We start from the raw sequence: 25,596 nt of genomic DNA on the forward strand, positions 1-25,596 counted from the left end.
AGACGCGCTCGACGCAATCCTGGACGACCGGAACCAGCCCTACTACGAGCACCAGTTGGCAGCGTAGGGAACGAAGGATCCCGATCCCATGTCGTAGAATCGCCCACTTGCATTGAGCAACTCAGGGTAATTGATACGTGTTGGCCGACCGATACCTGCTGCTCCTCAGCCTCTCTGCGATTACTGCGGCGGGAAGGCGATTCTTGCCCGCGTGGGAGAAGAGGCATACCCCTATTTGGAGGACCACGGGCCTGTGTGGATCTGCTCCCCGTGCCAGGCGTGGATCGGCGTGCGTGCGCGAAGCAAGCAACACACCCCGCTTGGAAGGTTGGCCGACGCGGCATTGCGCGAAAAGAAGAGCCGACTGCACGATGCCCTCGAGCCTTTGATCACTGCGAAGATGCGGCGCGACGGTGTCAACGCCTTTGAGGCGCGGGGCAAAGCCATGAAGTGGCTGATTGCAGCGCTCCACATTCCAGTCGACAGTCCCAGCATCCATGCCCTTTCGCTTGAGCAATGCGAAGAGGCAATCCAATTCATCGCCGAGTTCCAGGCTTCACGTCAGCGTGAACCGTCGGGTTCCTAATGAGGGGCAACGAGGACTCCGCTAACAGAAATTCCTGCTCGCGGTGTTCAGGGATCCAAGCATGGGGTCATCGTACTTCTGGTGCAAAATCTGGCGCTAGCAAGCCGGAATGCCCTCGTGCAGTGCAGTCACGTTAGCGGTTGGGGCATGGCACTGTTATGTTCCGGCCCTAATGCGGGACCGAGACTTTGTCGTTGCCACGACGGGCGGTGCAGCCGGGATCGGCTCGAACAGCGCCTCGATGTCTGCGGCGGAGAATTTGACGGCGCCGGCGGCATCTTCCGACAGGATCGCCTCGGCAAGCGCGGCTTTCTGCGCTTGCATCGCGACGATTTTCTCCTCGACGCTGCCCCCGGTGATCAGCTTATAGACGAACACGGGCTTGTCCTGACCAAGACGGTGAGCGCGGTCGGTGGCCTGATTTTCAACGGCCGGATTCCACCAGGGATCGTAGTGAATGACGGTGTCAGCCGCCGTCAGGTTTAGGCCAACGCCACCGGCCTTCAGGCTGATCAGGAAAAGCGGCACCTCGCCTTGTTTGAAGCGCTCGACCGGGGTGACGCGATCAGCGGTATCCCCGGTCAGCATGACGTAGGGAATGCCGGCGTTTCGCAGGGCTGCCGCAATGAGATCCAGCATGCTGGTGAACTGCGAGAACAGCAGGATCCGACGACCTTCCTCGATCAGTTCGGGCAGCATGTGCAGCAGCAAGTCAAGCTTGGCCGATTCCTTGATCCGGGCCGCCTCTTTGATCTTGACGAGCCGCGGATCGCAGCAGACCTGGCGCAGTTTGAGCAACGCCTCCAGCACGATGATGTGGCTGCGCGCGAGGCCCTTTGCAGCGACGGCTGCCCGCACCTTTTCCTGCATGGCAGCGCGCACCGTCTCGTACAGATCGCGCTGCGCGCCTTCGAGCTCCACCGTGCGCACGATCATCGTCTTCGGGGGCAGCTCGGTGGCCACCTCATCCTTGCGCCGGCGCAGCATGAATGGCCGGATGCGCCGCGCGAGCAGGTCGCGTCGAACGGCATCGCCGCCCTTTTCGATGGGGGTGCGCCAGCGTCGGGTGAAGTCCTGGCGGGTTCCGAGAAAGCCGGGCAGCAGGAAGTCAAACTGGGCCCACAATTCACCGAGATGGTTTTCGAGCGGTGTACCCGTCAGGCAGAGGCGGTGTCGCGCACGCAGTCCGCGAATCGTCGCGGCCGACTTGGTGGCGGCGTTCTTGACGTATTGTGCCTCGTCCAGGAGCAGCAGGTGATAGTCGTACCCGGCAAGGATTGCCTCGTCACGCCACAGCAAGGCGTAGGTGGTCAGGATGAGGTCGTGCTCGCCGATCTGGGCAAAGCGATCGTGACGCTGGGGACCGTGCAGATCCAGGACGCGCAGCGTCGGCGTGAAGCGCTGTGCTTCCTCGCGCCAGTTGTGCACGAGGGTCGTCGGAACGACGATCAGCGCAGGCCGGTCCAGCCGGCCACGTTCCTTTTCGGTGAGGATGTGCGCAAGTGCCTGGATCGTCTTGCCAAGGCCCATGTCGTCGGCCAGTACGCCGGACAGCCCGTGCTCGCGCAGGAACTGCATCCAGGCGAGGCCCTGGCGCTGGTAAGCACGCAATTGGGCCTTCAGGCCACGCGGTACTGGCACGTCTGCCACCCCGGGACCGACCATCAGGCGCTGCGCGAGCTGCCGGATCGATGCAGCGCCGTCAAACTGCCAGCGCCCGGTCTGATCCAGGGCATGGAGCCGGGCCGCATCCCACTCGGAGATGCGCATGCCGGTGCCGAGCGAGTCGAACAGGTCGATCAGCACGCGCACGAGGGGTTTCAGCCGGTCGGCACACAGGCGAAGCCGCTCGTTGCGGTCGGTCTTCAGCTCAATTGCTTCGTCGTCAGGGATGCCATCCAGCTTGCCCGACAACCAGCGCGAATCCCGGCGAAAGAGATCCGCCAGCAAGGGCTCCAGGCGCACCGTGCGGCCGTTGACAGTGATGCCCATCTCGACGTCGAACCAGCCATCGCCAGTCTGGCGCAGGTTGCCGTCAATGGCTTCGATCTCAACCACGTTGTGCCGAAACGCGTCCGTCATCACGACGCGCCAGCCGTTTGCCCGAAGCCCAGGCAGCAGCGCCTTCACGAGATTTGGCCAGTCACCGACATCCTCGGGACCGAGCATGTCGGCCGGAAACGGTTCTGGCCCAAAGACATGGCCGGCGCGAATTTTCCGGAACCCGGCTTTTTGCAGCTCTGTCAGACGCTTGCGCTCAAGTTCGGCGTCCCGCTTGATCTGGACGACCTCGCCACCGGTCGTTTGAAGGAGGGTGGTGCTGCTGTGCGCGGGGAGGCTGTGTCCTGCGTAGTCGAAGCTGACCGTCGCAAAGTCCTGCGACGAGGCCCATGTCGACAATGTATCCAGGGCCAGTACGGGCACCAGCACGCAGTGGATGCTCCGCACCGACGCCGTTTCATGCGCGGGCGGCATGGGCAGGTCGGGGGCAACTTCACGCAGCACATTACCAACGAGTGCTGCCTCGTCCAGCGTAATGGCCGGCATGGACAGGAAATCTGCGAGTTGCTCCGATGGCCAAGGCGCGGCGAGGACTCCGGCTTCGCCAGCATCCGCGTCGACATACCAGCACGGCTGCGTGGTCGTCAGCAACAGGGTCGCGGGTGGTTCGGCTTGCAGGAGTGGCCGCACGCGCCTGTCGGGCTGCGTCTGCCAAGTCAGCTGTGCGCTGCGCGCGGGTCCGCAGTGCAGTGCACAGTGCGTTCCGGGATAGTGCGAACCGGCGGGGGAAAAGGAGGCAAAGGCACGTCCGGTTGCCATCAGTTGCTCCAGGATGATGGCACCGGTTGCGCCCTGCAGGCCAAAACCACCCATGTAAGAGGCCTGCGAGCGGCCCAGCCACAATCCACGCAGGATCGGCAGATCCTCCGCAGTGACAAATTTCGGGGGCTGGACCAGCGCCTTCTCGACGTTCTGCCACGGATCGTCAAGCGAGTGAATCGTGCCGTCGGCGCTGACGCGTGCCTTGTAAATCGTCACCTCGCAGCCGCGATACGATTGGCCAATTACGTATGCTAGGGCATGTGTGGGCCTGGATGGCTTTTTCTTGGCAACGGGATTGGCGGCCGTGCGCCTGGCACGAAAGCCTTCAAGCCAGTTCACCAGTTCCGCACGCACGCCAGTGGACGGTGGCATCGGCTGGTACGCCAAGCCCGCGATCAGTAGCGCTGCCACGTGCTTGCAGTCGACCCCGACGGGGCAGGTGCATTCCGCTTCCACCCACATCTCGTCGTCGACGTCGTGGAAATACACGCGCACGTCATACGGGCGCGTGCGGGTGCCTTGCACCAAGCCCGCCAGGGTATCCTCGCCGATCCAGCGCAACTCCGAGACGGCACTCGCATAGGGGCGCGCCTTGGACACCGTGAAGGGATCCAGCCATTGCGCGATTTGCCTGGGATCGTAGGAGACAGACATCGACTGAAGGGGCCGGTTGACAACGCCGGGAGCATTCTACGCGGCTGGACTCCCGGCTGGTAAGGCAGCGGGTGCCTTTCCGCCGTGGGCTGGGCGGTCTCGGAGGGTGGGCAGGCCCGGCGATCGTCTTCCGCGTGCAGGCCCGGCGCAAGCTGGTCGCCTATGGGGCCGAAACTGATGCGCCAGTTGGCAAGGTGCGGGGCGAGCCATCGCCGAATGAATGGTTTTTAGGGCGACGCTAGCATGGCGCACTTCGCTATTGCCAACAACGCAGCAGCAGGTTAGGATTTACTTAACAACTAACCCGCGATGTCGGTGTGGCTTGACCACCTGGTGTGCGGGGGGAAAAGCCGGCGAAAGCCGGTTTTTTCGTTTCGGAAGTCTGGAATGGCCGGGGCAGGGTGGCCGGACGCTCAGGGCGCGCGTCTATGTCGACGGGTATAACTTTTTGCTATGTTTGCCCTTCTGGATCGGTCGTGGCCAGCCTCAAAATGAGAAAGGGCGCTCCGCAGAGCGCCCTCAAAGCAGGAAGTCGGGGGTCCGCCCACCCTTACGGGCAGCTGCCAACACTGATCCCGACTTTTCACTGCCAACTATAAGGATCTATGGACGTCAAGTCAATGGACCACCTGTCCGAGGAAGAGCTGGCCGCTGTCGCAGCACTTCTATCAAGTGAGCGCCTCAGCACTTTCGAGCGGCTCGCCGGCTCAAATCGAGGCGCCATTGCCCTGCACTAGGAAATGCTGCGCTTGGGGACTTCTCTGATGACGGTCACGGCAGTAACTGAGATCGCACTCCGTAATGCAGTGTGCGATCAGCTCACTGGACATTTTGGTACAGCCGACTGGCTGCGTAGCCCACCCCAGCCCTTCCGTTGGGACGATGAACTTCGCGGGAAAATTGCGCAGGCCGAGGGCAGCGCCCAAAAGGCTGCTTACGCGAAGATGAGCCAGGAACATAAGCGGCAGTTGGACGCGCGTGCATTCCGGACTGGGGCGTCGCCCGATGGGCTGTCGCACGAGCGTGTCTCGAAAGCCCGGCAAGCCGCCATCGTCGTGCCAATGGGGCAAGTGGTTGCTCAGCTGACCATGTACTTCTGGAAGCGACTGTTCTCTCCGGACTATGAACACGCATTGTGGAAGCCGGCCCTAAAGCGCGTGTTTCCGGACAAGTCGTTGACCCGCGCAATGGTGGCGACCCAGTTGGAGGCAATCTACCAGACTCGCAACCGCATCGCCCACCATGAACCGGTCTATGGCCGCCGGCTGGTGCAGACCGAGTTGGCGATTAATTTCGTCGCGCGCCATCTGGGTAGCCGCGGGCATGACGGGGCGACGCCACTGGAGAAGCTGCTCCAACTTGAACTGAAGGAGCTCAAAGATCGAGCCGACGCGATGCGACAGCGCCTGACTGCCTTGCAGGCCGGGGAGCCAGAGTGAGTGATGGGAAAGATCTGATTGCCGCAACATTAACGAGGATGGAAAAAAACTCCTCTGAAAGGCAAATGGCTCGGCTACCGTAACGCAAATGGCCAGCACAGCTCCTACAACATGAAGGCGCGCGGTGGGTTCGCTCAATTGTCTACGCACTGCGTAGACAATCCTTTTGAATCACTATCAGTACTGATCAGCAAAACTCGCTTGCCACCGACGTGCACTCTCCAGCGTGCCAGGCAGGCTTGCCCATTTGGGTCGGGAACAAAATTATGCAAACCAACGCGACGCGAGAGCTAAATTTGTTATGTTGCTTAACTAATTTAACATAAAAAGTATTATGCGAAAAATGTCTGTAGCGGCAAAGTTGTAATGTCCGGTTTTAGCAAAGTTGAAATGTCCGCCTGAGGCGCCTGTTCGTGGTATTCAGCCTGCCCGGTTGAATGCATAAAAGGACGCCCGGCGATGGCTGGAACCGAGGTCATTACAGTAAGCATGCGTGAGTTAGACAGGCTCAAGACCGTCCAGGCGGTCGTGGATGGTCAATTGCGGCCCGGGGTGGCTGCCGAACGATTGGAGATCACGGACCGGCAATTCCGGCGGCTGCTGGAGCGTTACCGGCTGGAAGGCGCAACCGGGCTGGCTTCTCGCCGGCGCGGTCGACCCAGCAACAATCGCATGCCAGCGGACCGCGAATCCGTAGCCCTCAGCCTGATTCGGGAACACTACGCCGACTTCGGTCCAACGCTGGCGGCCGAGAAGCTGCGCGAGCGCCATGGACTGACGTTGTCCAAGGAAACAATCCGCCGACTGATGACGGCAGCCGGCCTGTGGGTGCCGCGCAAACAGCGGCCGCCGAAGGTCTACCAGCCTCGTAACCGGCGCGCCTGCTATGGCGAACTGATTCAGATTGATGGCTGCGATCACCGCTGGTTTGAGGAGCGTGGGCCAGCCTGCACGCTGCTGGTTTATGTCGACGACGCCACCAGCCGGATCATGGAGCTGCGCTTTACCCATTCGGAGGCCACGTTCACGTACTTCGCCGCGACCCGCGCCTATCTGGAGCGCCACGGCAAGCCGGTGGCGTTTTACAGTGACAAGGCCAGCGTTTTCCGGGTCAACAAACAAGGGGCGACCAGCGGCGACGGCCACACCCAGTTTGCCCGGGCGTTGTTTGAGCTGAACATCGAAGGCATCTGCGCCAACAGCAGCCAGGCCAAGGGCCGCGTCGAGCGGACTCACCTGACCCTGCAGGACCGGTTGGTCAAGGAGCTACGCCTGCGTGGCATCAGCACCATGGAGGCCGCCAATGCCTTCATGGCGGAGTTCATCGCCGACTACAACGCGCGCTTTGCCAAGGTGCCGCGCAATAACCACAACGCCCATCGGCCACTGCGACCGGATGAGAATCTGGATCTGATCTTCGCTTGGCGCGAGCCACGCTGCGTGTCCAAGAGCCTGACGATCCAGTACGACAAGATGCTCTACCTGCTGGCGGACACCCCGGAGCACCGCAAGCTGGCCGGCCGCTACATTGATGTCTATCACTACCCGGATGGCAGGATCGAGCCGCGGGCGAATGGCGCCGCCCTGCCCTATACCACCTATGACCGGCTGTCGGAAGTGGACCAGGGAGCGATCGTGGACAACAAGCGCCTGGGACATGTGCTGCAGATGGCCCAATACGTTCAGGAGAAGCGCGACAACACACGGTCACTATCTGTGCCTGGCACGGAGGGGGCTCCCCGCAAGCGAGGACGACCGCCCGGCAAGAAGTCGCAGCGATCGCTGGGCCAGAACGATATGTTGGAAGCTCTGAAACGGTTGCAAGAGCAGCCGTGGCCACTTAACGGAACGGAGAGCTAACCTCAGCTTGCGACTGGCAGTTCAACGCGGCCCTGGCAGGACGGCTTCACTCTGAGCTGGACTCAGTCGTGTCAGGCCAGCACCACCGCCCTACGGGAACCCCAAAAAACTGAACAAACAAGACGAAAAGTCACCGGACAACCGGACATTTCAACTTTGCTGGCGCCCGGACATTTCAACTTTGCCTAGACAATGTCTGTTTTAGTCACATTATGACGAACCCGATCGAATTTCACGCGCGTCGTGTGGACGAACAAGGGCGAGCGCCGCGTGTTCGTGGTGACCCCTGGCGCCGACCGAGCCTTGTCGGGCAGGCGTGCCAGGAGCCGGTCTAACCTACTTGTCGCCGTAGTGGTAGCGGCAGGCGGCGATGTACACCGCGTCGTCGTCAGACGTGTACACGAAGCGGTTGGCGTCGTCGATGCGGCGTGACCAGGCGCCCGCCAGGATGCCCTTCAAGGGCTCAGGCTTGCCGATGCCCTCAAAAGGATCGCGCTGGCACTCGACGATCAGCTGGTTGATGCGCTTGAGGATCTTCTTGTCCTGGGTCTGCCACCAGACGTATTCCTCCCAGGCGTGCGGGGCGAAGATGACCTTGCGCGTCATTTAGCGTCGGGGTCGATCAGCTCACGCTCCACCCCTTTGCCTGCACGCAGCTGCGCCAGCGATTCCATGAGTCGCTTGGCGTTGGCCGGGTTGGACATCAGGTACATCGTTTCCATCCAGCTGTCGTACTGCGCCTGCGACATGATGACGGCGTTGGGCGCGTCGCGGCGAGTGATCAGCACAGCGTCGTGATCGTCGATGGCTTGGTCGATGACCGCCTTCAGGTTGTTGCGGGCATCGGAGAAATGAACGGTGCGCATGGCGCTTCTCCCAGTAAACTTGTTCAACTACTGGGACAAGTATAGCACCGGGAAGTTCGGCGTGCGACACGTCACCCAGGAGACCCGAATAAGCTATGCCCGGGGCCGCGTCAGGTATCTCGTACATCATTTAAATGGCTCATCATACCGCGCCACATCCGCGCCAATTGTGGCGCAGTTTGAAGAACTGCGCCACAATGACGCCATCCCTCACGCGAACTGCGCCACGGCCCACATGTCAACTGCTCACGCCCTGCTAGAAAGCATTCGGAAAGCCCCCGCGGGATTGATGCTCGCCGAGTTGCTGGCACAGCATCCCGACATTGCGCGGCGGACAGCACAACGTTGGATCAGCCAATGGATCGATGGCGGACAGATCACGGCGATCGGCGCAGGGCGCGCCCGTCGTTACTTCATGGCGAAAACGACAGAGGTTGCCACGACTGCCACGGAGCGGGACCGCTTCCCGGGTTACATCCCGCTTTCCGCAGACAGCCGCGACATCGTGGCGTATATCGATCAGCCCCCGGCAGCGCGCAAGCCCGTGGGCTACCAACGCGACTTCCTTGACGCCTATCAACCCAATGTGACACGGTATCTGTCGGAATCGCTTCGGCGTCAGTTACACAAAATGGGCAAGACCGCACAGGCTGATGCCCCCGCTGGAACCTATAGCCGGGCGATTCTGGACCGGCTGCTGATTGACCTGTCATGGGCATCGAGTCATTTGGAGGGCAACACCTATTCCCGCCTGGACACCCGTGAGCTGATTGAGCACGGGAAGGCGGCGCAAGGCAAGGCGGCCATCGAAACCCAGATGATCCTTAACCACAAGACTGCCATCGAACTGCTGGTGGAGAACATCGGTACGGTCGGTTTCGACCGCTATACCTTGATGAACCTGCATAGCGCCTTGTCGGAGAACCTGTTGCCCAACCCTGCCGATGAAGGTCGGATTCGCCAGCACGCTGTGGACATTGGCCAATGTGTTTACCGTCCCCTCTCAGCACCACAGCAGATTGAGGACGCACTAGATGTCCTGCTCGAGAAAGTGAATCAAATTGCCGATCCCTTTGAACAATCATTCTTCGTGTTGGTGCACCTGCCATACCTGCAGCCATTCGCGGACGTCAACAAACGCACCTCGCGCCTAGTGGCCAATCTGCCGCTGTTCCGTGCAAACCTTTGTCCGCTGACGTTCCTGGATGTGCCGGAGCAAGCTTATAGCCGCGCCATCCTTGGTATGTATGAGATGACCCGCGTCGAATTGCTGCGCGATCTCTACGTTTGGGCCTACGAGCGCTCAACGCAAGAGTACCTGGCCATCAGGCAGGATCTGGCGGAACCCGATCCACTACGCCTTGCGTGGCGTGATGTGATCAAACAAACGATCCGGGACGTCGTGCTGCAACCCGATCAGGATGCGCTATCCGTGATTCGGCAGGTCGTCATGGCAACAGTGCCGGAGGTTGATCGTGACAACGTGCAAGCGCTGATCGTAGAAGAACTCCGACGGCTGCACGAGGGCGTACTGGCCCGCTACGGCTTGCGCCCCTCGGAACTCGCAGCTTGGAAGGCATCCCAGGTGGCGGGATCTCCCAACTGATGACATTGCCGCCACGTGAACAAGCTCTACACTCTGCACGCTCCCGGTAGGGGTCGCGGCATGGAAGGCTGTCCCGAGGGAAGCCCGCGCGGTTTCTACGAGACCGCAGCCCTGCGCTGCGGCGGGTCGGTAGCTAAACGTCGCAGGGAGTGGCGAGTGAAGGCGCGGCCTGGAGCTGCATGGTCGGACGTGCCGCGCCGAAGCGAACCGGTGTCCGTCCCCGCTGCTACCCGCGACGCCGGCGCGGATCTTCCACAATAGGAGCCTGTCAATGCCGGACGTGAAGTCTAAGGCCGCGCGCAATTCCTCGCCCTCCTGGAGCGATGTCAAAACCAAGCTGGCCGACTTCGACCGTGCCGGCCTGATTGGACTGGTACAGGCCTTGTACGTGGCGAGTAAGGACAACCAGGCCTTCTTGCACGCCCGGTTTACGCTGGGCCAGGATGTGCTCAAGCCATACAAAGTGACCATCGACCGCTGGCTGTGGCCGGATCTGTTCAAGAATCAGGACACCTCGGAAGCCAAGGCGAAGAAGGCGATCTCGGAGTACAAGAAGGCCAATGGCCAGCCGGAAGGGATGGCCGAACTGATGGTGTTCTATTGCGAACGGGCGTCCGGCTTCGGCGCTGACATTGGCTACCAGGACGATGGCTATTTCGACGCCTTGGTGCGGATGTTCGAGCGGTCGCTGCACATGATCGCTACCTTACCCGATGCCCAGCGGCCGGCACTCTGGGCACGCCTTGCCCAAGTACGCCGCACCAGTGACAATTTTGGCTACGGAGTGAGCGATGACATGGATGAATTGCTGGCCGAGCATGGCATCGATGGCTGATCGTGATGCGTTCGCTGCGCTGCAAGCCGAGAACGCCCGCCTGATCGTGTTACTGGAATCGCATGGCATCGACTGGCGCTTGCCGCCGAAGGCCGCCGCGCCTGGCGTTCAGGAAGCGGACCGGTCGCACTTTTCCACGGTCGATAAAGTGGCACTGTTCCGCCGGTTGTTCCGCGGTCGCACTGATGCCTACCCGATCCGCTGGGAGAGCAAGTCCACAGGCAAGTCTGGCTACGCGCCGGCTTGCGCCAACGAATGGCGCGCCGGCGTTTGCGAGAAGCCGCGCATCAAGTGCGGCGACTGCGGCAACCGATTGCTGATCCCGCTCTCTGATCAGGTCATCTATGACCATTTGGCCGGTGAACACACGGTGGGCATCTATCCGCTGCTGGAAGACGACACTTGCTATTTCCTTGCTGTCGATTTCGATGAGGCCGAGTGGCGCGACGATGCCCGTGCCTTCGTGCAGTCCTGCGGGGAACTGGGGGTGCCGGTCGCACTGGAGATTTCCCGTTCCGGCCAGGGCGCGCATGCCTGGGTCTTCTTCGCGGGCAAGGTGTCGGCGCGCGATGCGCGTCGGCTGGGCACAGCCATCATCAGCCACACCTGCTCGCGCACCCGGCAGCTCAAGCTGGCGTCCTATGACCGTCTATTTCCCAACCAGGACACGATGCCCAAAGGCGGCTTCGGCAATCTGATTGCCCTGCCACTGCAGAAGCGATCGCGTGAGCAGGGCTGTAGCGTGTTCGTCGATGCCGATTTTCATCTCTATCCCGACCAGTGGGCGTTCCTGGCATCAATCCAGCCGATGGCGCCGCACGACATCGAGCCAACCATCTTTCGTGCCACCGGTAGCGTCCACCCGCTGGATGTCACCTTCATCGGCGATGAGGATTTGGCCACACCATGGAGGCATGAAGCCTCGACGGCAAAGAAGCTCGGAGGCAAGATGCCGGAGTCACTGACCGTGACGCTGGCCAACCTGATCTATTTTGAGAAGGCGCAACTGCCGCAGCCGCTGGCCAACCGCCTGATTCGTCTGGCGGCATTCCAGAACCCCGAGTTCTATAAGGCGCAAGCGATGCGGATGTCGGTGTGGGACAAGCCACGCGTGATCGGCAATGCAGAAAACTATCCGCAGCACATCGCCCTGCCGCGGGGCTGTCTCAATGCCGCGCTGGAACTGCTGCGCGACAACGGCATCCGCTGTGATCTACGCGACGAGCGCTACTCCGGTGAGCCCATCGATGTTGCCTTCGTCGGCACGCTGCGCCTCGACCAAGAGGCCGCCATTGCCGGGATGTTGCCGCACGAGGCTGGCGTGCTATGCGCACCAACCGCTTTCGGCAAGACGGTGACGGCGGCCGCCATGATCGCCCGTCGCGGTGTGAACACCTTGGTGCTGGTACATCGCACGGAACTGCTCAAGCAATGGCAGGAGCGCCTGCAAGCCTTTCTGGGCGTCGGCAAAGGCGTGGTTGGCACCATCGGCGGCGGCAAGGTCAAGCCTTCCGGCAAGATCGACATCGCAGTGATGCAATCTCTGTCGCGGCAGGGCGAAGTCAACCCGCTGGTCGAGCACTACGGTAATGTCATCGTCGATGAATGCCACCACATCGGCGCAGTGTCGTTCGATGCGATCCTGAAACGGACCAAGGCCAAGTACGTGCTCGGCCTGACCGCCACCCCGATTCGCCGGGATGGCCAGCAGCGCATCATCTTCATGCAGTGCGGGCCAATCCGGTACACGGCGGCGAAGCCGGCCAGCTCACCACACGCCCTGGAGGTCGTACCGCACACCTGCCTTTCGCGCATCGAGTTGCCGCCCGAGTCTGGCATTCAGGAGGTATTCCGGCACCTGGTCCACGATCAGGCCCGCACTGACGCCATCGCTGCAAAAGTGCTCGAGGCCTTCAAGCAAGGCCGCAAGATTTTGCTGCTGACAGAACGCACCGAACATCTCAACGCCATCCAGGCTGCGTTGGACGGGCAAGTTTCCCCGCTATTCGTGCTGCACGGACGGATGTCGAAGCCGCAACACGCCGCATTGATCGCGGCGCTCGATGCCCTGCCACCCGACGCGCCTCGCGTCTTGCTGGCGATCGGCAAGCTGGTTGGTGAAGGTTTCGACCACCCGCCACTCGACACCCTGGTGCTGGCGATGCCCGTGTCGTGGAGAGGCACCCTGCAACAGTACGCGGGTCGGCTGCACCGGGAACATGCCGAAAAGACCAACGTACGGATCATCGATTTTGTCGACACCGGCCACGCGGCATTGCTGCGGATGTGGGAGAAGCGCCAACGAGGGTACCGGGCAATGGGGTATCGGATGGTAGAAGGGGCCGGGACAGAGTGATTGTTTCCCTGCAGCCGGGTTCCTACGAGCGCTTCTTCGCCGATTTGCCCCGCACGCATGGGCCGCCGCCCACGCCGCAGCCGGGGAAAAGCCGCCCGCAAGGATCAGCACTGAATCGGATAGCCCAGCAAGGCATAAGGCGCGTCAGCACGCCAAGCGAACGTCATTTCCGTACCAGTCGAAGAACGCACCCGGGCATGACGCCCGTCCTGATCGGTGTCTCTACCCCTCCAGCCAGTCAGGCTCATCCCTGGCCGCATCCTCGCCTATCTTGGCCGCATGGGCCGCTGCCTGTTCGAGCCAAGGCGCATGCGCCTTGGGAACGACCAGCATCGTCAAACCCAGGCCGTCCAGCACACGCAGGGCGTGCTCGAGATTGACGCCCTTGCCGTTCTCCAGCTTGGACAGCATGCCGATCGAGACAGCGCAATGCCTCGCCGCCTGGTCAATCGGCATCCCCTCCCCTGCCCGCTTGGCTCGTATGCGCTCGCCCAGTTGGTGAATGGTGCGAATTGTCGCGCGCGAAGGCGGCGTCGGATCAGGTAGTGGTCGCGGCATGGAGGCCCGTCCCGTGAAGAAGGGAAATCAGCTTGGAGGCTGCTCGCCCGATTGTTTCATGATAGTGAAATTATACTCCAACGCTGATGGCTGCCCTCAAAGCCAAGAAGGAAACGCGCCAGGCACGCCCGACCAACTCGTGGCGTTGGTCCATGCACGTCTGAAGGCGGGGCGAAGGTCGGCAATCTCCAGTTCCCGCCCGAATAGCGATATGCGCTGCTACAGGAAATCTTGCGCTACTGCGCCTGGGAATACCTGCTCGCGTGCTGCTTCACACAGGAGCACCGCTTGGAGCGGATCGCGGACATGCTGGATGCCACCTATCCACGCTATGCCTGCACCCGCGCAAAACTTGCCGCGCGCCGCAACCGCTATGGCAGGCCGCGGTTCTGAACCCCTCTCTTGGAAGCGATACACGCCGCGACGCGGCGGCACGTGTGCGAGCTGAGGTAATTTCAGTATATAACAGCGGGTATGGCACAAATGGACTCCCTCTGGCTCAGCAACCCGACCCAGGCTTACCGCGACTGGCAGGCACATGAGGCGGCCGGCGCAGATCGCCGCCCCTTCTCGGCACGCTCGATCGTCCAGCATCAGGCAATGTTCGAGCACTTCCGTCGACACCTGATGACCAGGGGCGCGACCATCGCCTCATTTGGCACCGCCGATGTCGACGCGTTCTGGCAGACGACCGACGGCCGGTCGTACTCCCAGGCTACCCGCATGCGGTATGTGAAGCTGCTGGATCGCCTGTGTCGGCATCTGGTCTTCGCCGGCGTGCGGCAGGACAACCCAGCGGCCGCACTCCTCTTTGCTGAGCGATGGCCAGACCAAGAACCCACACCCCTGTTCCTTGACGCGGCTGAGGATGCGCGGCTACAGGCTTATCTTCTATCGCCTGCCGAGGATCTGGCCGGCTTGCGTAGTCGCGCGATTGTCGCAACATTCCTCGCAACGGGTATTACAGCGGGGGAAGCGCGAGCAGCGCGTTTGAGGGATCTGATCCCGGATGCGAGCCCGCCCTACCTTTTTGTGTCGGCGCACGGCGCACGGGACGCGCGCACGGTGCACCTCGCCGACTTCGCGATACCTGTACTACGGACTTGGTGCGCCCGCCGCTCGATCCTCCCCGTCGAGGGCGACCTACTTTTCACGCTCACCCCCGATGGCCGACCGATTACCGACATGAGCTTCGGTCGGATCGTGGCGACCGCACTTGCCGCGATGGGATGCTCTGGTGCAGAGCCAAGCCCCCGTACGTTGCGCAATACGTTCTGCCGGCGCCATCTCCTGGCAGGCAGCTCACGTGATGAGGTCAGCCGCATGTTGGGGCTGGCCAGCCATCGCACTTGTGACCGAATTGCTGCGACACTGCCGGCAGCGGACGAACCAATGCACCAAAACAGCTCGCCTGACGCGCCAGCAAAGGCCGAGGAATAAGGAAGATCATGGATATTCCACTGGACACTGTGAAGGTCATTTACCGCGGTGCGATCGACCCAAGGGCGAGCGACGGTGAGGGTGCGGCCTGGTGGGCCGCCGTCGCGGAGGAAGTCATTGCTGTCGTCCGTGCCGAGGACACCGCGGCTGCCGCCAGCGTTATCGCATGGTGGCACCACGACTGGCATGAAGTGGGCGACTCCGCGAAAGCGGCAGCTGCACGCATCCGGCGCGCCTCGCGCGCGCTCAGGATCAGCTGATCGAGCAACCTTTGGCGCGCACACGATTTCGGGCCTTCCCTCTTGCATACGCGCCTGCTTTTGCTATTCTTCGCCGGTGCGCCGCCCCAAATCGCTGACAGGCGCGCATTTTCTAACCAGACACGACTATGGCCACGAAAGCAAAACCCGTAGCAAAGACTGCCACGAAGACCGCTGCAAAGAAGGCTGCACCGGCAAAGAAGGCCGCCCCGGCCAAAAAGGCTGCCGCAGCTGCACCGGTCGCCAAGCCGCTGAAGGACACGTTCAACAAGTCCAGTCTGCTGGCACACCTGATCGCCCAAACCGAACTGGACAAGAAGACCGTGCAGACGGTGCTCGCCCACCTTGAGAACACTATTGTGAGCGCGATCCACAAGAAGGGCGCCGGCGAATTCACGCTGCCTGGCTTGTTCAAGGTAGCCGCCATTCAGGTGCCGGCCACCAAGAAGCGCTTCGGCAAGAATCCGTTTACGGGCCAAGACCAATGGTTCGCGGCCAAGCCGGCCAGCGTGAAGGTGAAGGTGCGCCCACTGAAGAAGCTGAAGGACGCCGCGCTGTAATCGCATCCCCTGCGGCGAGCAAAAAGAAAAAGTCCCGAAATCTCGCGATTCCGGGACTTTTTGCATTGATTTCCACTAGAACAGGAAAGGCTGCAGCCTAGCGACCTGCCGCCATGCCGACTCCGTCCGCCGGGCAGGCCTTCAAACGGCAATGCCCGCACGCGCAACGCGTCGATGTCGTTTTGAAGATTCAAGCCGAGGCAATCCTTGTCGGCGGTGCGGCGCGCGATATCGTCGTGCTCTGCCGGCTGCGCATGGGAAAGCGTCAAGAACCCACACTAGCGCGTAACAGCAATATCCCGCTGTCACCTGGCCCGGCGCAATGCCAGCGTCATGGGTCTCAAGCAACCGATCCACCTCGAACTCCGAGATGAGCAAAGCCGCCTCCGGGTCCACCGAAAACTGCTGGGCAGTGGCTAATGCCCAGAGTTCGCGGCCGCCTGCCATCACCTGCAGAGTCGGCCCACGGGCGGAATCTGTCGTGAAGCTTCCGAGGTGGGGGTCTCGCAGACCTGTCAGTCTGAAGGGGCGACCGTGTCGTCCCACTCCTCGCCGACATGCATGCCGCCAGCGGAAGTGTTCCAGAAGACCGGGAAAGACTCCAGCTCACCACCGGCACGCTTCACCAGCCTGACCAGCTGGCCCAGTGCAGCGATCGGATCCCCACTCCATCATCAACAGGCCGTCCAAACCCGCGTGGTTAAAGGGATTGGCTGCGATCGACCTGGGGCCTTATCGTCGCTTTTACCGTCAACCGTGTAAAGCATTTGCTAGTGCGGAAGATGGAGCGATTTGCGGGGCGACGACCCTGGCGACACCATTGTCAATCAACTCAAACGATACAGAAATTTCAGCGCCCTGTCCGCGTTCCGCCGACCAATAGATACTATGAAGGGCCGCGAAGGCAAGCCCCTGGAGTAAAACGAAGATTCGCAGTCTCGTTTCTCGAAAGGAGCACGCAAATGAACATGCCTGACACAGCCCTTCAGGGGCAGAATACGACGATCACTGGCTGGCTGTACATGGCTTTCGAACTGGGCGAGAAGAGCTGGAAGCTGTCGCTGGGCGACGGCATGCGCGGACCGAGCCGGCATACGCTGGTGGCTGGCGACCTGAATGCAGTCCTGCAAGTGATCGCCAAGGCCAAAGCACGCTGCGGCCTAGCGCCGCAAGCCCCAGTGCGCAGTTGCTACGAAGCCGGCCGCGATGGCTTCTGGCTGCACCGATGGCTCACGGAGCAAGGTATCCAAAACCTGGTAGTTGACTCGTCCAGTATTGAAGTCAACCGCCGCGCCCGACGCGCCAAGACCGATCGGCTCGACGGCGACAAGCTGCTCTCGATGTTGATGCGTTACCACGCCGGCGAGCGGCGCCTGTGGACAGTCGCGCGGGTGCCAACACCAGAGCAGGAAGATGAGCGGCGTTTGCACCGCGAGCTCGGGCGACTCAGGCAGGAACGCACGGCCCACAGCAACCGGATTCGTTCGCTGCTGGTACTGCACAACCTGCGGATCGCCCACATCGGGGACCGATCCTGGAAGCGCTGGTGGAGCGATTATGGCTCACAACTGCCTCCCGGCTTGCGTGCCGAGATCGAGCGTGAAGTCACGCGATTGGCGCTGGTGGTAACGCAGATTAAGACCATCGAAACCCAGCAGCACCAGGCGGTGAAGGCCGGTACGCAGCCAGCCATCGCGCTGCTCGCGCACCTCCGCGGGATCGGCGCGGGCAGTGCCTGGCTCCTGATCAAGGAACTGTTTGGCTGGCGTCGATTTCATAACCGGCGCGAAGTCGCAAGTTGCCTGGGACTGGCACCGACGCCCTACAGCAGTGGCGAAAGTCAGGTCGAGCAAGGCATCAGCAAGGCAGGCAACAAACGATCCCGTTGGCTAATGATCGAACTGGCGTGGAGCTGGTTACGCTACCAGCCAACGAGTCAGCTCACGCAATGGTTCAATGCGCGCTTCGCGCCAGGCAGCAAGCGCATGCGGCGCGTCGGTATTGTCGCACTTGCCCGCCGATTGGCGATTGCCCTGTGGCGCTATCTCGAGTATGGCGAGATTCCTGCCGGGGCAAGTCTCAAACTAGTGGTGACGTGATGCCGATCTTAGCGCGAACAGCGAAGCGGTAACGAAAGTAGGTCAGCGCGCCCGTAAGTGAGCCGGGCTGCCCCCCGCGGGTAGCCGTCCATATAGATGGGGCGCGCAGGTAACAGGGGTAGTCCCAGCGCTTTGCGCATGTAGTATGTTGGTGCCGGCCATTGCGCCCGGCACGGATAGAAGGTAGTCCGGGCAGCAGCCCGACAATGAGGACCCGACCTCGATTTCGCAAACCGCATCAGTCCGCGAACGAGAAGGAATGGCTTGCAAGGAGAAGAGTTATCGCGCTAGGCATCCCTATGCTGAAATTCAATACTGTAGGGGGTTGACACCCTCGCCCTCATAGAAGGTTCACTCACGCTGGTCACGCTTCTCGTAGCTCGGGATGCTCGATAGTTGACTCGCGTGCGTCCGCACAGCTCCTGCCAGAACGCCTGCAGGACCTCGGCCGGCGTGCCCATGCTGCCCTTGCGCACCAGGCAGTAGAGCTTGTGGCGATAGGCGTGGCCCCATAGCGGAAGAACAGCTTGCCGCAGACCTCCCGGCACAGCGAGCGGGTTGCGGGAAAGCGGCTGCGCAGGTCAGCCTGCAGCGCGGCGTCGTGCATGTCCGGGTCGGCAACGCGCCGATATTAAAATTGCGCAATTACGTAATAATACGGTATTTTTATCGAAATTTTTTCATATTTTTAGATAAAACTGCGCTTATGTCTATAATATGGGCTCGAACGGCCACCCCACGCTGACCCGTTGGTTAAACTAACTTTGTATCCATTTCTAAACTAATTTTGTTCCGTGCGACCTGAAAGTCGCTTGAGTTTCTGTTTCACAGGAGAATTGATGACTGGATGAAACCGGTTGTTCCATCAACCGTTCCCTACCCAGACATGCGGAGCCGGTAACAGCTCTGTGTGAAGCTCTGGGGACAACGTAGCCGCCGGATAACCGGTACGCCAAGCCGCGAGGCGAAGCGGAATCTGCCAGCACGAAGGCGGAGAGGTGCTAGGGATGAGCGGGTACGACCAACACATGTGAACTTCCGATAAACGTCGTTAATTAGACCAAGCCAAACGTGCTGAAAGGCTTGAACCAAAACGGTATGCGGTATGGAGTGGCCACTGTGACATTGGCCACCATGGACGAAAGCCGCCGGCGAAAAGGAAGGGTCCGCCCCGCTCGGAAATTCATGCGGAACAGGGTAAGCCCGTAGCGCTGCCGGTAACGGCAGGCGAACCGCGAGGAACGCTGTTGGCGCTGCGGGTAAAGGAGTGCGGAGAAAGCGAACGCCTGTCTGTAATGGACGGGATACGGGTTGCGACACTACCCGACGCGAAAGCGGGCAGACTTCCGCATGGTCATTCGTGGCGAAAGAACTTTGACAAATCGTTATATGAGGGAAAGCAGATGACGGCGAACGATGCGAAAGCGTCCGGAACTGGTGCGCCCTCGCGCGCTGCACCGATGTGGGATCAGGCAAACTGGCCGCATATCGAGGCGGAGGTGAAACGACTTCAGGTGCGTATCGCCAAGGCCGCCCGGGCCGGCCGGTGGGGCAAGGTGAAAGTCTTGCAACGCCTGCTGACCCGCTCGCATAACGGCAAGATGTTGGCCGTGAAACGAGTGACGGAAAATCGTGGTAAGAGGACGCCGGGGGTGGACGGCAGGATCTGGTCATCTCCGGCGGCCAAATGGAAAGGAGTGTTGTCGCTGCGACATCGCGGCTATCGTGCGATGCCGTTGCGACGTGTTTATATTCCCAAGAGTAATGGGAAAAAGCGCCCGCTAGGAATCCCGTGTATGCGGTGCCGGTCGATGCAGGCTTTGTGGAAGCTCGCCCTGGAACCCGTCGCGGAGACCCTTGCTGATGCCAATTCCTACGGCTTTCGGCCCGAGCGCTCGACCGCCGATGCCATCGCACAGTGCTTCATCGCTCTGGCTAAGCGTAGGTCGCCGGAGTGGGTTCTTGAGGGGGATATCCGAGGCTGTTTCGACAGTTTCAGTCATTCATGGTTCCTCGAGCACATACCGATGGATAAGGAGATCCTGCGCAAATGGCTTGAGGCCGGATACATCGATGAAGGAACCTTGTTCGAATCACGGGCTGGTACACCCCAAGGGGGTATCATCTCGCCAGTGATCGCGAACATGGCGTTGGATGGGCTTGAAGCCGCAGTCTACGCAAGTGTGGGAACATCCAGACTTGCCCGCCAAACGGCCCAACTCAACGTCGTCCGCTATGCCGATGACTTTGTGGTGACTGGTGTATCGAAAGATGTGCTGGAACTCAAGGTACTTCCCGCAGTCAGGCAGTTCATGGCTGCCCGAGGTCTGGAACTCTCGGAAGAGAAAACCAGAATCACACACATAGCGGAGGGTTTCGATTTCCTCGGCCAGAATGTACGCAAGTACAACGGCAAACTGCTGATCAAGCCAGCGAAAAAGAGCATCAAGTCGCTGACTGAGAAGGTCGGGGCGATCATCAAGAACAACGCGAGCGGCACGCAGGAGGCGTTGATACGCCAGCTTAACCCGGTCATCCGCGGATGGGCCCAGTATCATCGCCACATCGTGTCGAAAGCGATCTTCTCCTCGATAGACTCGCACATTTGGCTACGGCTCTGGAATTGGGCGAAGCGTCGCCACCCCATGAAAGGAGCCCGGTGGGTCAAGCAACGGTACTTCCGGCATGACGGGAACCGGGACTGGATTTTTGCAACGAAGGGTTCCACCGCGGGTGCTCCCCATGGCCTGCCACTCTTCCGCGCAGCGACGGTTGCCATACGGCGACACGTCAAGATCCGTGGACTGGCCAATCCGTATGACCTGGCATGGAACACGTACTTCGTCCGCCGTCGAACCGCGACACGCTCCGCCGAGCGGCCCGGTGCCCACAAAGGTGCTGAGGGAATGGCTTGAGCCGTATGCGGGGTGACCCGCCCGTACGGTTCTTAGGGGGCGGCGGCGCAGCAATGCGCCGCTGCTACCCGACTCGACCCTCTGGTTGCCCTTATTTTCCGTGTCCGTGACGGGAACAAAATTAGTTTCACTGACGGCCGCGAAACGCGCATCCGCAGCTCCCGCCGCCATAGCGCCTAAAGTCAGATTCGAAACAGCGACCCATACCCCACATCGACCGAAAGATCGAGTCGTCCCAACGTGGCATGTGTCATCCGCGGGTCGACGCACGGTTCCCGGGCGCGCAAAGAGACCTTGACCGCAATGGCAGAAAACGAGGTGTCAATGGTATTGCTGCCAGCCGCGATCGGCCCTACTTTTGATTGCGAAGCGGCCCCGATGGGCCGGCTCAACATCAAGGAAGACCGACATGGCTTACTCAGACGATCCCGACTATCGCCCCACGATTGGGATCCTGCTTTACCCTGGCTATACGCTTCTGGACCTTGCGGGGCCGCAGATTGCGATCGGCAATCAAGGCAACACGCTCCTGTTCTGGAAGGACAAGAATCCCGTCCGCGGCGACAACGGCCCCGAGTTGGTGCCGACTACCACCTTTGCCGAATATGACGGCCACATCGACGTTCTGCTGGTCCCTGGCGGCTTTGGCGTCGAGGATGCGATGCGCGATCCCGAGATCATTGGGTTTCTTCAGCGCGCGGCCAAGACCGCACGCATCGTTTCCGCTGCGTGCACGGGCACGCTTCTCCTCGCGGCCGCCCGGCTGCTCGACGGTCGTAAGGCGACCACTCACTGGTTCGCCTACGAGGCCATCGAACAGCACTTCCCGAAGATCGAACTGGTGCGGGACGCGCGCGTGGTCATGGACGGCAACGTATTCACCAGCGGTGGTGTCACGGCAGGCATTGAGCTGGGCATCCGGCCCCTGGCGGAAGCCAAGGGAGACAGGGTCGCCGCGACGACGGAGCTCGCCATGTGCTACGACCCCGAACCACCCTTCGGGACCGGTAGTCCGCACAAAGCAGGACCCGAGCTGCTCAAAGCGGCCATCCAATATGCGGAGAAGATCGGGACGGAAAAGCTTTGGCTGGCCGCCGCCTGATCGCACCAAAACTGCCAGGCAAGTGTCTGCCTGGCCCAGAAACTGACGAGGACCTATGAGCCAACCTGTCACGATCGGCGGCATTACCGCGCCCGATTCAGAGCTGTCGCGCAAGGCGGCGGCGCTCGCCGCGCAAGGCCACGCACCAGCGATCCTGAATCACGTTCATCGAACCTACTGGTTTGCCGAGTTTCTCGCCAGGAAGCGCGAGATGAGGTTTGATCGAGAACTCGTGTATGTGGCCTCCCTGCTTCACGACCTTGGCCTTTCGCACGACCACGCGGCTGACAAGCGTTTCGAAGTAGACGGGGCCGATGCGGCGAGTCGGTTCCTGATCGCGAACGAGTACCCGCCCGCGAAGACCGACATCGTCTGGGATGCTATTGCGCTTCACTCCTCGGCCGATATCGCCGATCGCAGAGAGCCCGAGGTTGCCCTCGTTCATTTTGGCGCGCACGTCGACGTGATGGGACTGAGGATCGAGGAGATTTCTCCCCAACTCATCGACGATACGCTTGCCCTGTACCCGCGCGTCGGGTTCAAGCAGGCTTTCACCCAGGCGCTGGCTGAGGTGGCGAGGAAGAAACCGCACACGGCAATTGGTACGGGCCTGGCCGACATCGGACGGCGCCTCGTTCCGGGCCTGGAAATTCCGAACGTCTGCGACCTTCTCCTCTTCGCTCCTTTTGAGAGTTGAGGCGGATCGAGGGTTGCTTGTCAGCATTCGGACCGGAGGCCGCGATTGCACATCAGGGTCTCACAGACTACTTATCCTCACCGAAACGACATCATGCTCTCGAAGCGAGCGACATCTGCGGCACAAAAGCCTCGCAAGGTCGTCCTTGTGATCTTCAACGGAGCGAAGCTCCTCGACATTACCGGACCCATCCAGGTCTTCAGCGAAGCGAGCTACGAGGATGGCACGCCCGCCTACCAGATCGAAATCGCTTCAGAACCGGGAGGGGCCGTTACCACCGATGCTGGCGTGGTCCTGGAATCGGTGCGGCTGGAAGGGGTTCTCGCCGAGCCGGTTGATACGTTGCTGATCGCCGGCGGTGACCTGGCCGCTTCACCGCATGCATCGGAGGCCTTGCGGGCGTGTCTCGTCAAACATGTCGGCCGTCCTCGGCGAGTTGGTTCTGTCTGCCTGGGCGCCTTCACGCTTGCGCAGATTGGACTGCTGGACGGCCGAGAAGCGACGACACATTGGGCGGTCTGCGAACGGCTGCAGCATGAGCACCCTTCCATCATCGTGAAACCCGATGCAATCTTCGTGGTTTCCGATGGCGTCTGGACCTCGGCAGGCGTGTCTGCGGGCATCGACATGGCACTAGCCATGGTCGAGGACGATCTCGGTCACACGGCCGCCCTGAAATTAGCACAACTATTGGTTCTGTATCTGAAGCGGCCTGGCGGCCAATCGCAGTTCAGCTTCGAACTCCGGCGGCAAATGCAAGACGCCCGAGGCCGCTTTGACGCCCTGCATCTCTGGATCAACAACAATCTGGCAGAAGATTTGTCAGTCCCGGCCCTCGCCGCCGCGGCCCACATGAGCCCACGAAACTTCGCCCGCGTCTATCAGCGTGAGACAGGTAAGAGCCCGGCGCGAGCGATCGAGCAGATTCGGGGGGAGGCTGCGCGCCGCCTCCTGGAGGAAGGATCCGACCCGGTAAAGCAGATCGCGCACAATACTGGCTTCGGCGACGATGAGCGAATGCGCCGTGCCTTTGTCAAGGCACTTGGCGTCTCTCCGCAGGACTATCGGGGTCGTTTCGGCAGATTGACAAGCGGAGATTCGGCGTCTGTTTCCTGAGCCGCGAATTGTCGCGAGCGACCGCCAGATTAGACATCCGGCGAACGTCCAGCGCCGTGGCGGACACGCCCTTGGCCGCCTCCATTGCTGCTTCTCGTCATTTCTCGCTACAGCGAGTGCCGACCGGCTACTATTAGACGTGTTGACCCTGTGGATTCGATTGGTGACATTTAATCGTCGCTTTGCGCCTCAGGAAGATGTCGGACCGATGCGGTACACCCGTTTCTACCTGTGCGCCAGTGCAGTAAGACAGTATGGATCCCAATGAGGCAAGAGCGCATGCAAGGTTCAATCGAACTGTATGGAGCGTTGACGGGCAACTGTATCCGTGCCGCGATTGCTCTTGACGAGGCGGGCATTCCGTATACGGTCAAGCGGGTCAATCTGGCTGCAGGCGAACAGCAGAGCAAGCAACATCGCGGCCTGAATGCCTTCGGCAAGGTTCCGGTGCTTGTCGAGTATCGGAACGGCGGCACCTTCGTGTTGACGCAGTCGAACGCCATCATGCTGTTTGCGGCGGAGCGTTCCAACAACAAGCTCATGCCCGCCGATCCGGTGGCACGCGCAAGAGTCTATGAGCGTTTTTTCTATTTTGTGACGGACGTTATCGGGGTCAGCCACGGGGCGTTCCGGCTCGAACAACTCGGCGCGAATGCACAAGCCTCGCTCATCCATGACCTGGCAAGAGGCGCGCTCATCGAGGCGGAGCGATTCCTGGAGTCGACAGCGTTTATGGCTGGCGATATGTTTTCGCTTGCCGATATCGCTGCATTCACTATCGCCAAGGCTTTCAGCAGCAATATTCAGTGGGCAGATCACCCGGCACTGATGCGGTGGTTTCAGGCCGTCGCACGGCGCCCTGGCGTAGCGCAAGGGCTAAGGGCATTCGAATAGGAGACCGGTGCAAACCGGGGCTGAGCGAAATGGCGGCGCCTGTGCCCGGCCAGCCGAAGGTTGCAGCCGTCAATGCCCACCGCGCGGACTGGACTCAGCTTCGGAGCCTCTGTGTCGGGCGACCGGCACATCACGCCAATCCGTTCAGAGTGACGGCACTCGGCACTCGTCCGTCACGAGATTCAGTTCATGAGTTCCTCCTCTCGAGCACCTCGGGATCGATGTACGCCGGAACCCTGGACGAGAGCGTTTGCTTCAACGCACGTGTACCGGTATCGGCCAGGACTTCACTTTCTCCCGCTTCAAGGGTGTCATAGGATTGGCGGACTACATCCACAGGATCCGCCTTCGGCACGTCGAAGCCCTTGGTGAGATCGGTATCCACGAAGCCAACATGCAAGCCGACCACCTGGATGTTTCTTTCCTTGAGAGATGCCCTGATGTTGTTGGTATAGCTCCATGCGGCGGCCTTCGATGCGGAATACGGTGCAAGTGCTGGCACGCTTCTCCATGTGACATCGGACAGCACGTTAATGATCCCGCCTTTGCCATTGCTGGGGAGGGAAGCCTGGAACGCGCGGGTCGTTCGCATCAGGCCAAAGTAGTTCGTCTCGAAGATACGCCGCGCCTGATCGTCTGCGTTTTCGGAAAACAGAGATTCGATTGTCTCTGCAATCCCGGCGTTGTTGACCAGCAGAGTGACATCGTTCGCGAACCTTGCCGCCGCCATGACCGAGTCTGGATCGGTGACGTCGAGCTTGACTGGAACGATGCCGGGCTCGCTGAATCCTTCCGGATTGCGAACGCCTGCATAGACCTTTGCCGCCCCGCGAGCTAGCGCCTCACGGGCAAATGCCAGGCCAAGTCCGCGACTTGCTCCCGTCACGAACACGACGGAATCCTTGATCTTCATTCATAAACTCCAGCGGT

21 protein-coding genes and 1 pseudogene are annotated in these 25,596 nt (G+C 60.9%); 16 read left to right on the top strand and 6 right to left on the bottom strand.

The genetic code is table 11. The features are described 5' to 3' along the window. Positions 1 to 133 precede the first annotated feature (133 nt). Positions 134 to 586: a zinc-finger-containing protein gene (locus ACZ5MJ_RS34795; protein ID WP_464227519.1), complete on the top strand. Its 453-nt coding sequence runs from the start codon at positions 134 to 136 to the stop codon at positions 584 to 586. Positions 587 to 742: 156 nt separating this feature from the next. On the opposite strand, the gene ACZ5MJ_RS34800 is transcribed toward ACZ5MJ_RS34795, so the two are convergent. Then, positions 743 to 4,063 (bottom strand): DEAD/DEAH box helicase, encoded by a 3,321-nt coding sequence (locus ACZ5MJ_RS34800; RefSeq protein ID WP_464227370.1) that lies wholly within the window; start codon positions 4,061 to 4,063, stop codon positions 743 to 745. A gap of 764 nt (positions 4,064 to 4,827) precedes the next feature. Between ACZ5MJ_RS34800 and ACZ5MJ_RS34805 the strand changes: the two genes are divergently transcribed. Both ACZ5MJ_RS34805 and ACZ5MJ_RS34810 read left to right on the top strand, forming a co-directional pair. Further along, positions 4,828 to 5,502 (top strand): hypothetical protein, encoded by a 675-nt coding sequence (locus ACZ5MJ_RS34805; protein ID WP_464227371.1) that lies wholly within the window; start codon positions 4,828 to 4,830, stop codon positions 5,500 to 5,502. A 459-nt stretch (positions 5,503 to 5,961) separates the two neighbouring features. Beyond that, entirely contained in the window at positions 5,962 to 7,362 is a 1,401-nt protein-coding gene (locus ACZ5MJ_RS34810) for an ISNCY family transposase (RefSeq protein WP_464223391.1), read from the top strand. A 336-nt stretch (positions 7,363 to 7,698) separates the two neighbouring features. Here ACZ5MJ_RS34810 and ACZ5MJ_RS34815 read toward each other — a convergent pair whose 3' ends face one another. Both ACZ5MJ_RS34815 and ACZ5MJ_RS34820 read right to left on the bottom strand, forming a co-directional pair. Next, on the bottom strand, positions 7,699 to 7,968 hold the full coding sequence (locus tag ACZ5MJ_RS34815; protein WP_464227373.1) for a Txe/YoeB family addiction module toxin: 270 nt from the start codon (positions 7,966 to 7,968) through the stop codon (positions 7,699 to 7,701). Then, on the bottom strand, positions 7,965 to 8,228 hold the full coding sequence (locus ACZ5MJ_RS34820) for a type II toxin-antitoxin system Phd/YefM family antitoxin (protein ID WP_464227374.1): 264 nt from the start codon (positions 8,226 to 8,228) through the stop codon (positions 7,965 to 7,967). The genes ACZ5MJ_RS34815 and ACZ5MJ_RS34820 overlap by 4 nt, the downstream gene beginning before the upstream one ends. Positions 8,229 to 8,463: 235 nt before the next feature. Between ACZ5MJ_RS34820 and ACZ5MJ_RS34825 the strand changes: the two genes are divergently transcribed. From ACZ5MJ_RS34825 to ACZ5MJ_RS34835, 3 genes are all read left to right on the top strand, one after another. Then, a complete protein-coding gene (locus tag ACZ5MJ_RS34825; protein ID WP_464227521.1) occupies positions 8,464 to 9,834 on the top strand; it encodes a Fic family protein in 1,371 nt (456 codons plus the stop codon). 271 nt (positions 9,835 to 10,105) lie between these two features. Further along, positions 10,106 to 10,669: a hypothetical protein gene (locus ACZ5MJ_RS34830; protein WP_464227375.1), complete on the top strand. Its 564-nt coding sequence runs from the start codon at positions 10,106 to 10,108 to the stop codon at positions 10,667 to 10,669. After that, complete coding sequence (locus tag ACZ5MJ_RS34835) at positions 10,662 to 13,025, top strand: TOTE conflict system archaeo-eukaryotic primase domain-containing protein (protein ID WP_464227522.1); 2,364 nt, start codon at positions 10,662 to 10,664, stop codon at positions 13,023 to 13,025. The genes ACZ5MJ_RS34830 and ACZ5MJ_RS34835 overlap by 8 nt, the downstream gene beginning before the upstream one ends. A gap of 222 nt (positions 13,026 to 13,247) precedes the next feature. Here ACZ5MJ_RS34835 and ACZ5MJ_RS34840 read toward each other — a convergent pair whose 3' ends face one another. Beyond that, the gene (locus tag ACZ5MJ_RS34840; protein WP_464227376.1) at positions 13,248 to 13,481 is read right to left on the bottom strand and encodes a helix-turn-helix domain-containing protein; all 234 of its coding nucleotides are present in this window, start codon (positions 13,479 to 13,481) and stop codon (positions 13,248 to 13,250) included. A gap of 333 nt (positions 13,482 to 13,814) precedes the next feature. Between ACZ5MJ_RS34840 and ACZ5MJ_RS34845 the strand changes: the two genes are divergently transcribed. The 5 genes from ACZ5MJ_RS34845 to ACZ5MJ_RS34865 all read left to right on the top strand — a co-directional run bounded on the left by ACZ5MJ_RS34845 (position 13,815) and on the right by ACZ5MJ_RS34865 (position 17,942). After that, positions 13,815 to 13,976, top strand: coding sequence for a hypothetical protein (locus ACZ5MJ_RS34845; protein ID WP_464227377.1), 162 nt, complete (start codon positions 13,815 to 13,817; stop codon positions 13,974 to 13,976). A 90-nt stretch (positions 13,977 to 14,066) separates the two neighbouring features. After that, positions 14,067 to 15,023 carry a tyrosine-type recombinase/integrase gene (locus tag ACZ5MJ_RS34850; protein WP_464227523.1) on the top strand — a complete coding sequence of 319 codons (957 nt, stop codon included), beginning with the start codon at positions 14,067 to 14,069 and terminating at the stop codon, positions 15,021 to 15,023. Between the two features lie 8 nt (positions 15,024 to 15,031). Continuing rightward, the gene (locus ACZ5MJ_RS34855; RefSeq protein WP_464227378.1) at positions 15,032 to 15,283 is read left to right on the top strand and encodes a hypothetical protein; all 252 of its coding nucleotides are present in this window, start codon (positions 15,032 to 15,034) and stop codon (positions 15,281 to 15,283) included. A gap of 128 nt (positions 15,284 to 15,411) precedes the next feature. Beyond that, positions 15,412 to 15,843, top strand: a complete 432-nt coding sequence (locus tag ACZ5MJ_RS34860) for an HU family DNA-binding protein (protein ID WP_115213685.1) — start codon at positions 15,412 to 15,414, stop codon at positions 15,841 to 15,843. A 962-nt stretch (positions 15,844 to 16,805) separates the two neighbouring features. Continuing rightward, positions 16,806 to 17,942, top strand: coding sequence for an IS110 family RNA-guided transposase (locus tag ACZ5MJ_RS34865; protein ID WP_464227298.1), 1,137 nt, complete (start codon positions 16,806 to 16,808; stop codon positions 17,940 to 17,942). A gap of 367 nt (positions 17,943 to 18,309) precedes the next feature. Here the strand turns inward: ACZ5MJ_RS34865 and ACZ5MJ_RS34870 are convergent. Continuing rightward, positions 18,310 to 18,549, bottom strand: a pseudogene (locus tag ACZ5MJ_RS34870) (DNA-binding protein); the annotation flags it as partial. A 796-nt stretch (positions 18,550 to 19,345) separates the two neighbouring features. Here ACZ5MJ_RS34870 and ltrA point away from each other — a divergent pair. From ltrA to ACZ5MJ_RS34895, 5 genes are all read left to right on the top strand, one after another. Further along, entirely contained in the window at positions 19,346 to 20,857 is a 1,512-nt protein-coding gene (ltrA, locus tag ACZ5MJ_RS34875; protein ID WP_464227379.1) for a group II intron reverse transcriptase/maturase, read from the top strand. A gap of 409 nt (positions 20,858 to 21,266) precedes the next feature. After that, positions 21,267 to 21,959, top strand: coding sequence for a DJ-1/PfpI family protein (locus ACZ5MJ_RS34880; RefSeq protein WP_464227381.1), 693 nt, complete (start codon positions 21,267 to 21,269; stop codon positions 21,957 to 21,959). 55 nt (positions 21,960 to 22,014) lie between these two features. Then, positions 22,015 to 22,656 carry an HD domain-containing protein gene (locus ACZ5MJ_RS34885; RefSeq protein WP_464227382.1) on the top strand — a complete coding sequence of 214 codons (642 nt, stop codon included), beginning with the start codon at positions 22,015 to 22,017 and terminating at the stop codon, positions 22,654 to 22,656. Positions 22,657 to 22,749: 93 nt separating this feature from the next. Further along, on the top strand, positions 22,750 to 23,772 hold the full coding sequence (locus tag ACZ5MJ_RS34890; protein ID WP_464227383.1) for a GlxA family transcriptional regulator: 1,023 nt from the start codon (positions 22,750 to 22,752) through the stop codon (positions 23,770 to 23,772). Between the two features lie 279 nt (positions 23,773 to 24,051). Continuing rightward, positions 24,052 to 24,666: a glutathione S-transferase family protein gene (locus tag ACZ5MJ_RS34895; RefSeq protein ID WP_464227384.1), complete on the top strand. Its 615-nt coding sequence runs from the start codon at positions 24,052 to 24,054 to the stop codon at positions 24,664 to 24,666. Positions 24,667 to 24,853: 187 nt separating this feature from the next. Here the strand turns inward: ACZ5MJ_RS34895 and ACZ5MJ_RS34900 are convergent, their stop codons facing one another. Next, a complete protein-coding gene (locus ACZ5MJ_RS34900) occupies positions 24,854 to 25,579 on the bottom strand; it encodes an SDR family oxidoreductase (protein ID WP_464227385.1) in 726 nt (241 codons plus the stop codon). Between the last annotated feature and the right edge of the window lie 17 nt (positions 25,580 to 25,596).

This window comes from Cupriavidus sp. LA-1 (assembly GCF_055385985.1).

Bases quoted from the DNA above. Each gene is read 5' to 3' on its own strand.
- ACZ5MJ_RS34800 (WP_464227370.1), bottom strand. From the start codon at position 4,063: ATGTCTGTCTCCTACGATCCCAGGCAAATCGCGCAATGGCTGGATCCC.
- ACZ5MJ_RS34815 (WP_464227373.1), bottom strand. From the start codon at position 7,968: ATGACGCGCAAGGTCATCTTCGCCCCGCACGCCTGGGAGGAATACGTC.
- ACZ5MJ_RS34820 (WP_464227374.1), bottom strand. From the start codon at position 8,228: ATGCGCACCGTTCATTTCTCCGATGCCCGCAACAACCTGAAGGCGGTC.
- ACZ5MJ_RS34825 (WP_464227521.1), top strand. From the start codon at position 8,464: ATGTCAACTGCTCACGCCCTGCTAGAAAGCATTCGGAAAGCCCCCGCG.
- ACZ5MJ_RS34895 (WP_464227384.1), top strand. From the start codon at position 24,052: ATGCAAGGTTCAATCGAACTGTATGGAGCGTTGACGGGCAACTGTATC.
- ACZ5MJ_RS34865 (WP_464227298.1), top strand. From the start codon at position 16,806: ATGAACATGCCTGACACAGCCCTTCAGGGGCAGAATACGACGATCACT.
- ACZ5MJ_RS34885 (WP_464227382.1), top strand. From the start codon at position 22,015: ATGAGCCAACCTGTCACGATCGGCGGCATTACCGCGCCCGATTCAGAG.
- ACZ5MJ_RS34810 (WP_464223391.1), top strand. From the start codon at position 5,962: ATGGCTGGAACCGAGGTCATTACAGTAAGCATGCGTGAGTTAGACAGG.
- ACZ5MJ_RS34850 (WP_464227523.1), top strand. From the start codon at position 14,067: ATGGACTCCCTCTGGCTCAGCAACCCGACCCAGGCTTACCGCGACTGG.
- ACZ5MJ_RS34805 (WP_464227371.1), top strand. From the start codon at position 4,828: ATGACGGTCACGGCAGTAACTGAGATCGCACTCCGTAATGCAGTGTGC.
- ACZ5MJ_RS34830 (WP_464227375.1), top strand. From the start codon at position 10,106: ATGCCGGACGTGAAGTCTAAGGCCGCGCGCAATTCCTCGCCCTCCTGG.
- ltrA (WP_464227379.1), top strand. From the start codon at position 19,346: ATGACGGCGAACGATGCGAAAGCGTCCGGAACTGGTGCGCCCTCGCGC.
- ACZ5MJ_RS34835 (WP_464227522.1), top strand. From the start codon at position 10,662: ATGGCTGATCGTGATGCGTTCGCTGCGCTGCAAGCCGAGAACGCCCGC.
- ACZ5MJ_RS34855 (WP_464227378.1), top strand. From the start codon at position 15,032: ATGGATATTCCACTGGACACTGTGAAGGTCATTTACCGCGGTGCGATC.
- ACZ5MJ_RS34890 (WP_464227383.1), top strand. From the start codon at position 22,750: ATGCTCTCGAAGCGAGCGACATCTGCGGCACAAAAGCCTCGCAAGGTC.
- ACZ5MJ_RS34840 (WP_464227376.1), bottom strand. From the start codon at position 13,481: ATGCCGATTGACCAGGCGGCGAGGCATTGCGCTGTCTCGATCGGCATG.
- ACZ5MJ_RS34860 (WP_115213685.1), top strand. From the start codon at position 15,412: ATGGCCACGAAAGCAAAACCCGTAGCAAAGACTGCCACGAAGACCGCT.
- ACZ5MJ_RS34900 (WP_464227385.1), bottom strand. From the start codon at position 25,579: ATGAAGATCAAGGATTCCGTCGTGTTCGTGACGGGAGCAAGTCGCGGA.
- ACZ5MJ_RS34880 (WP_464227381.1), top strand. From the start codon at position 21,267: ATGGCTTACTCAGACGATCCCGACTATCGCCCCACGATTGGGATCCTG.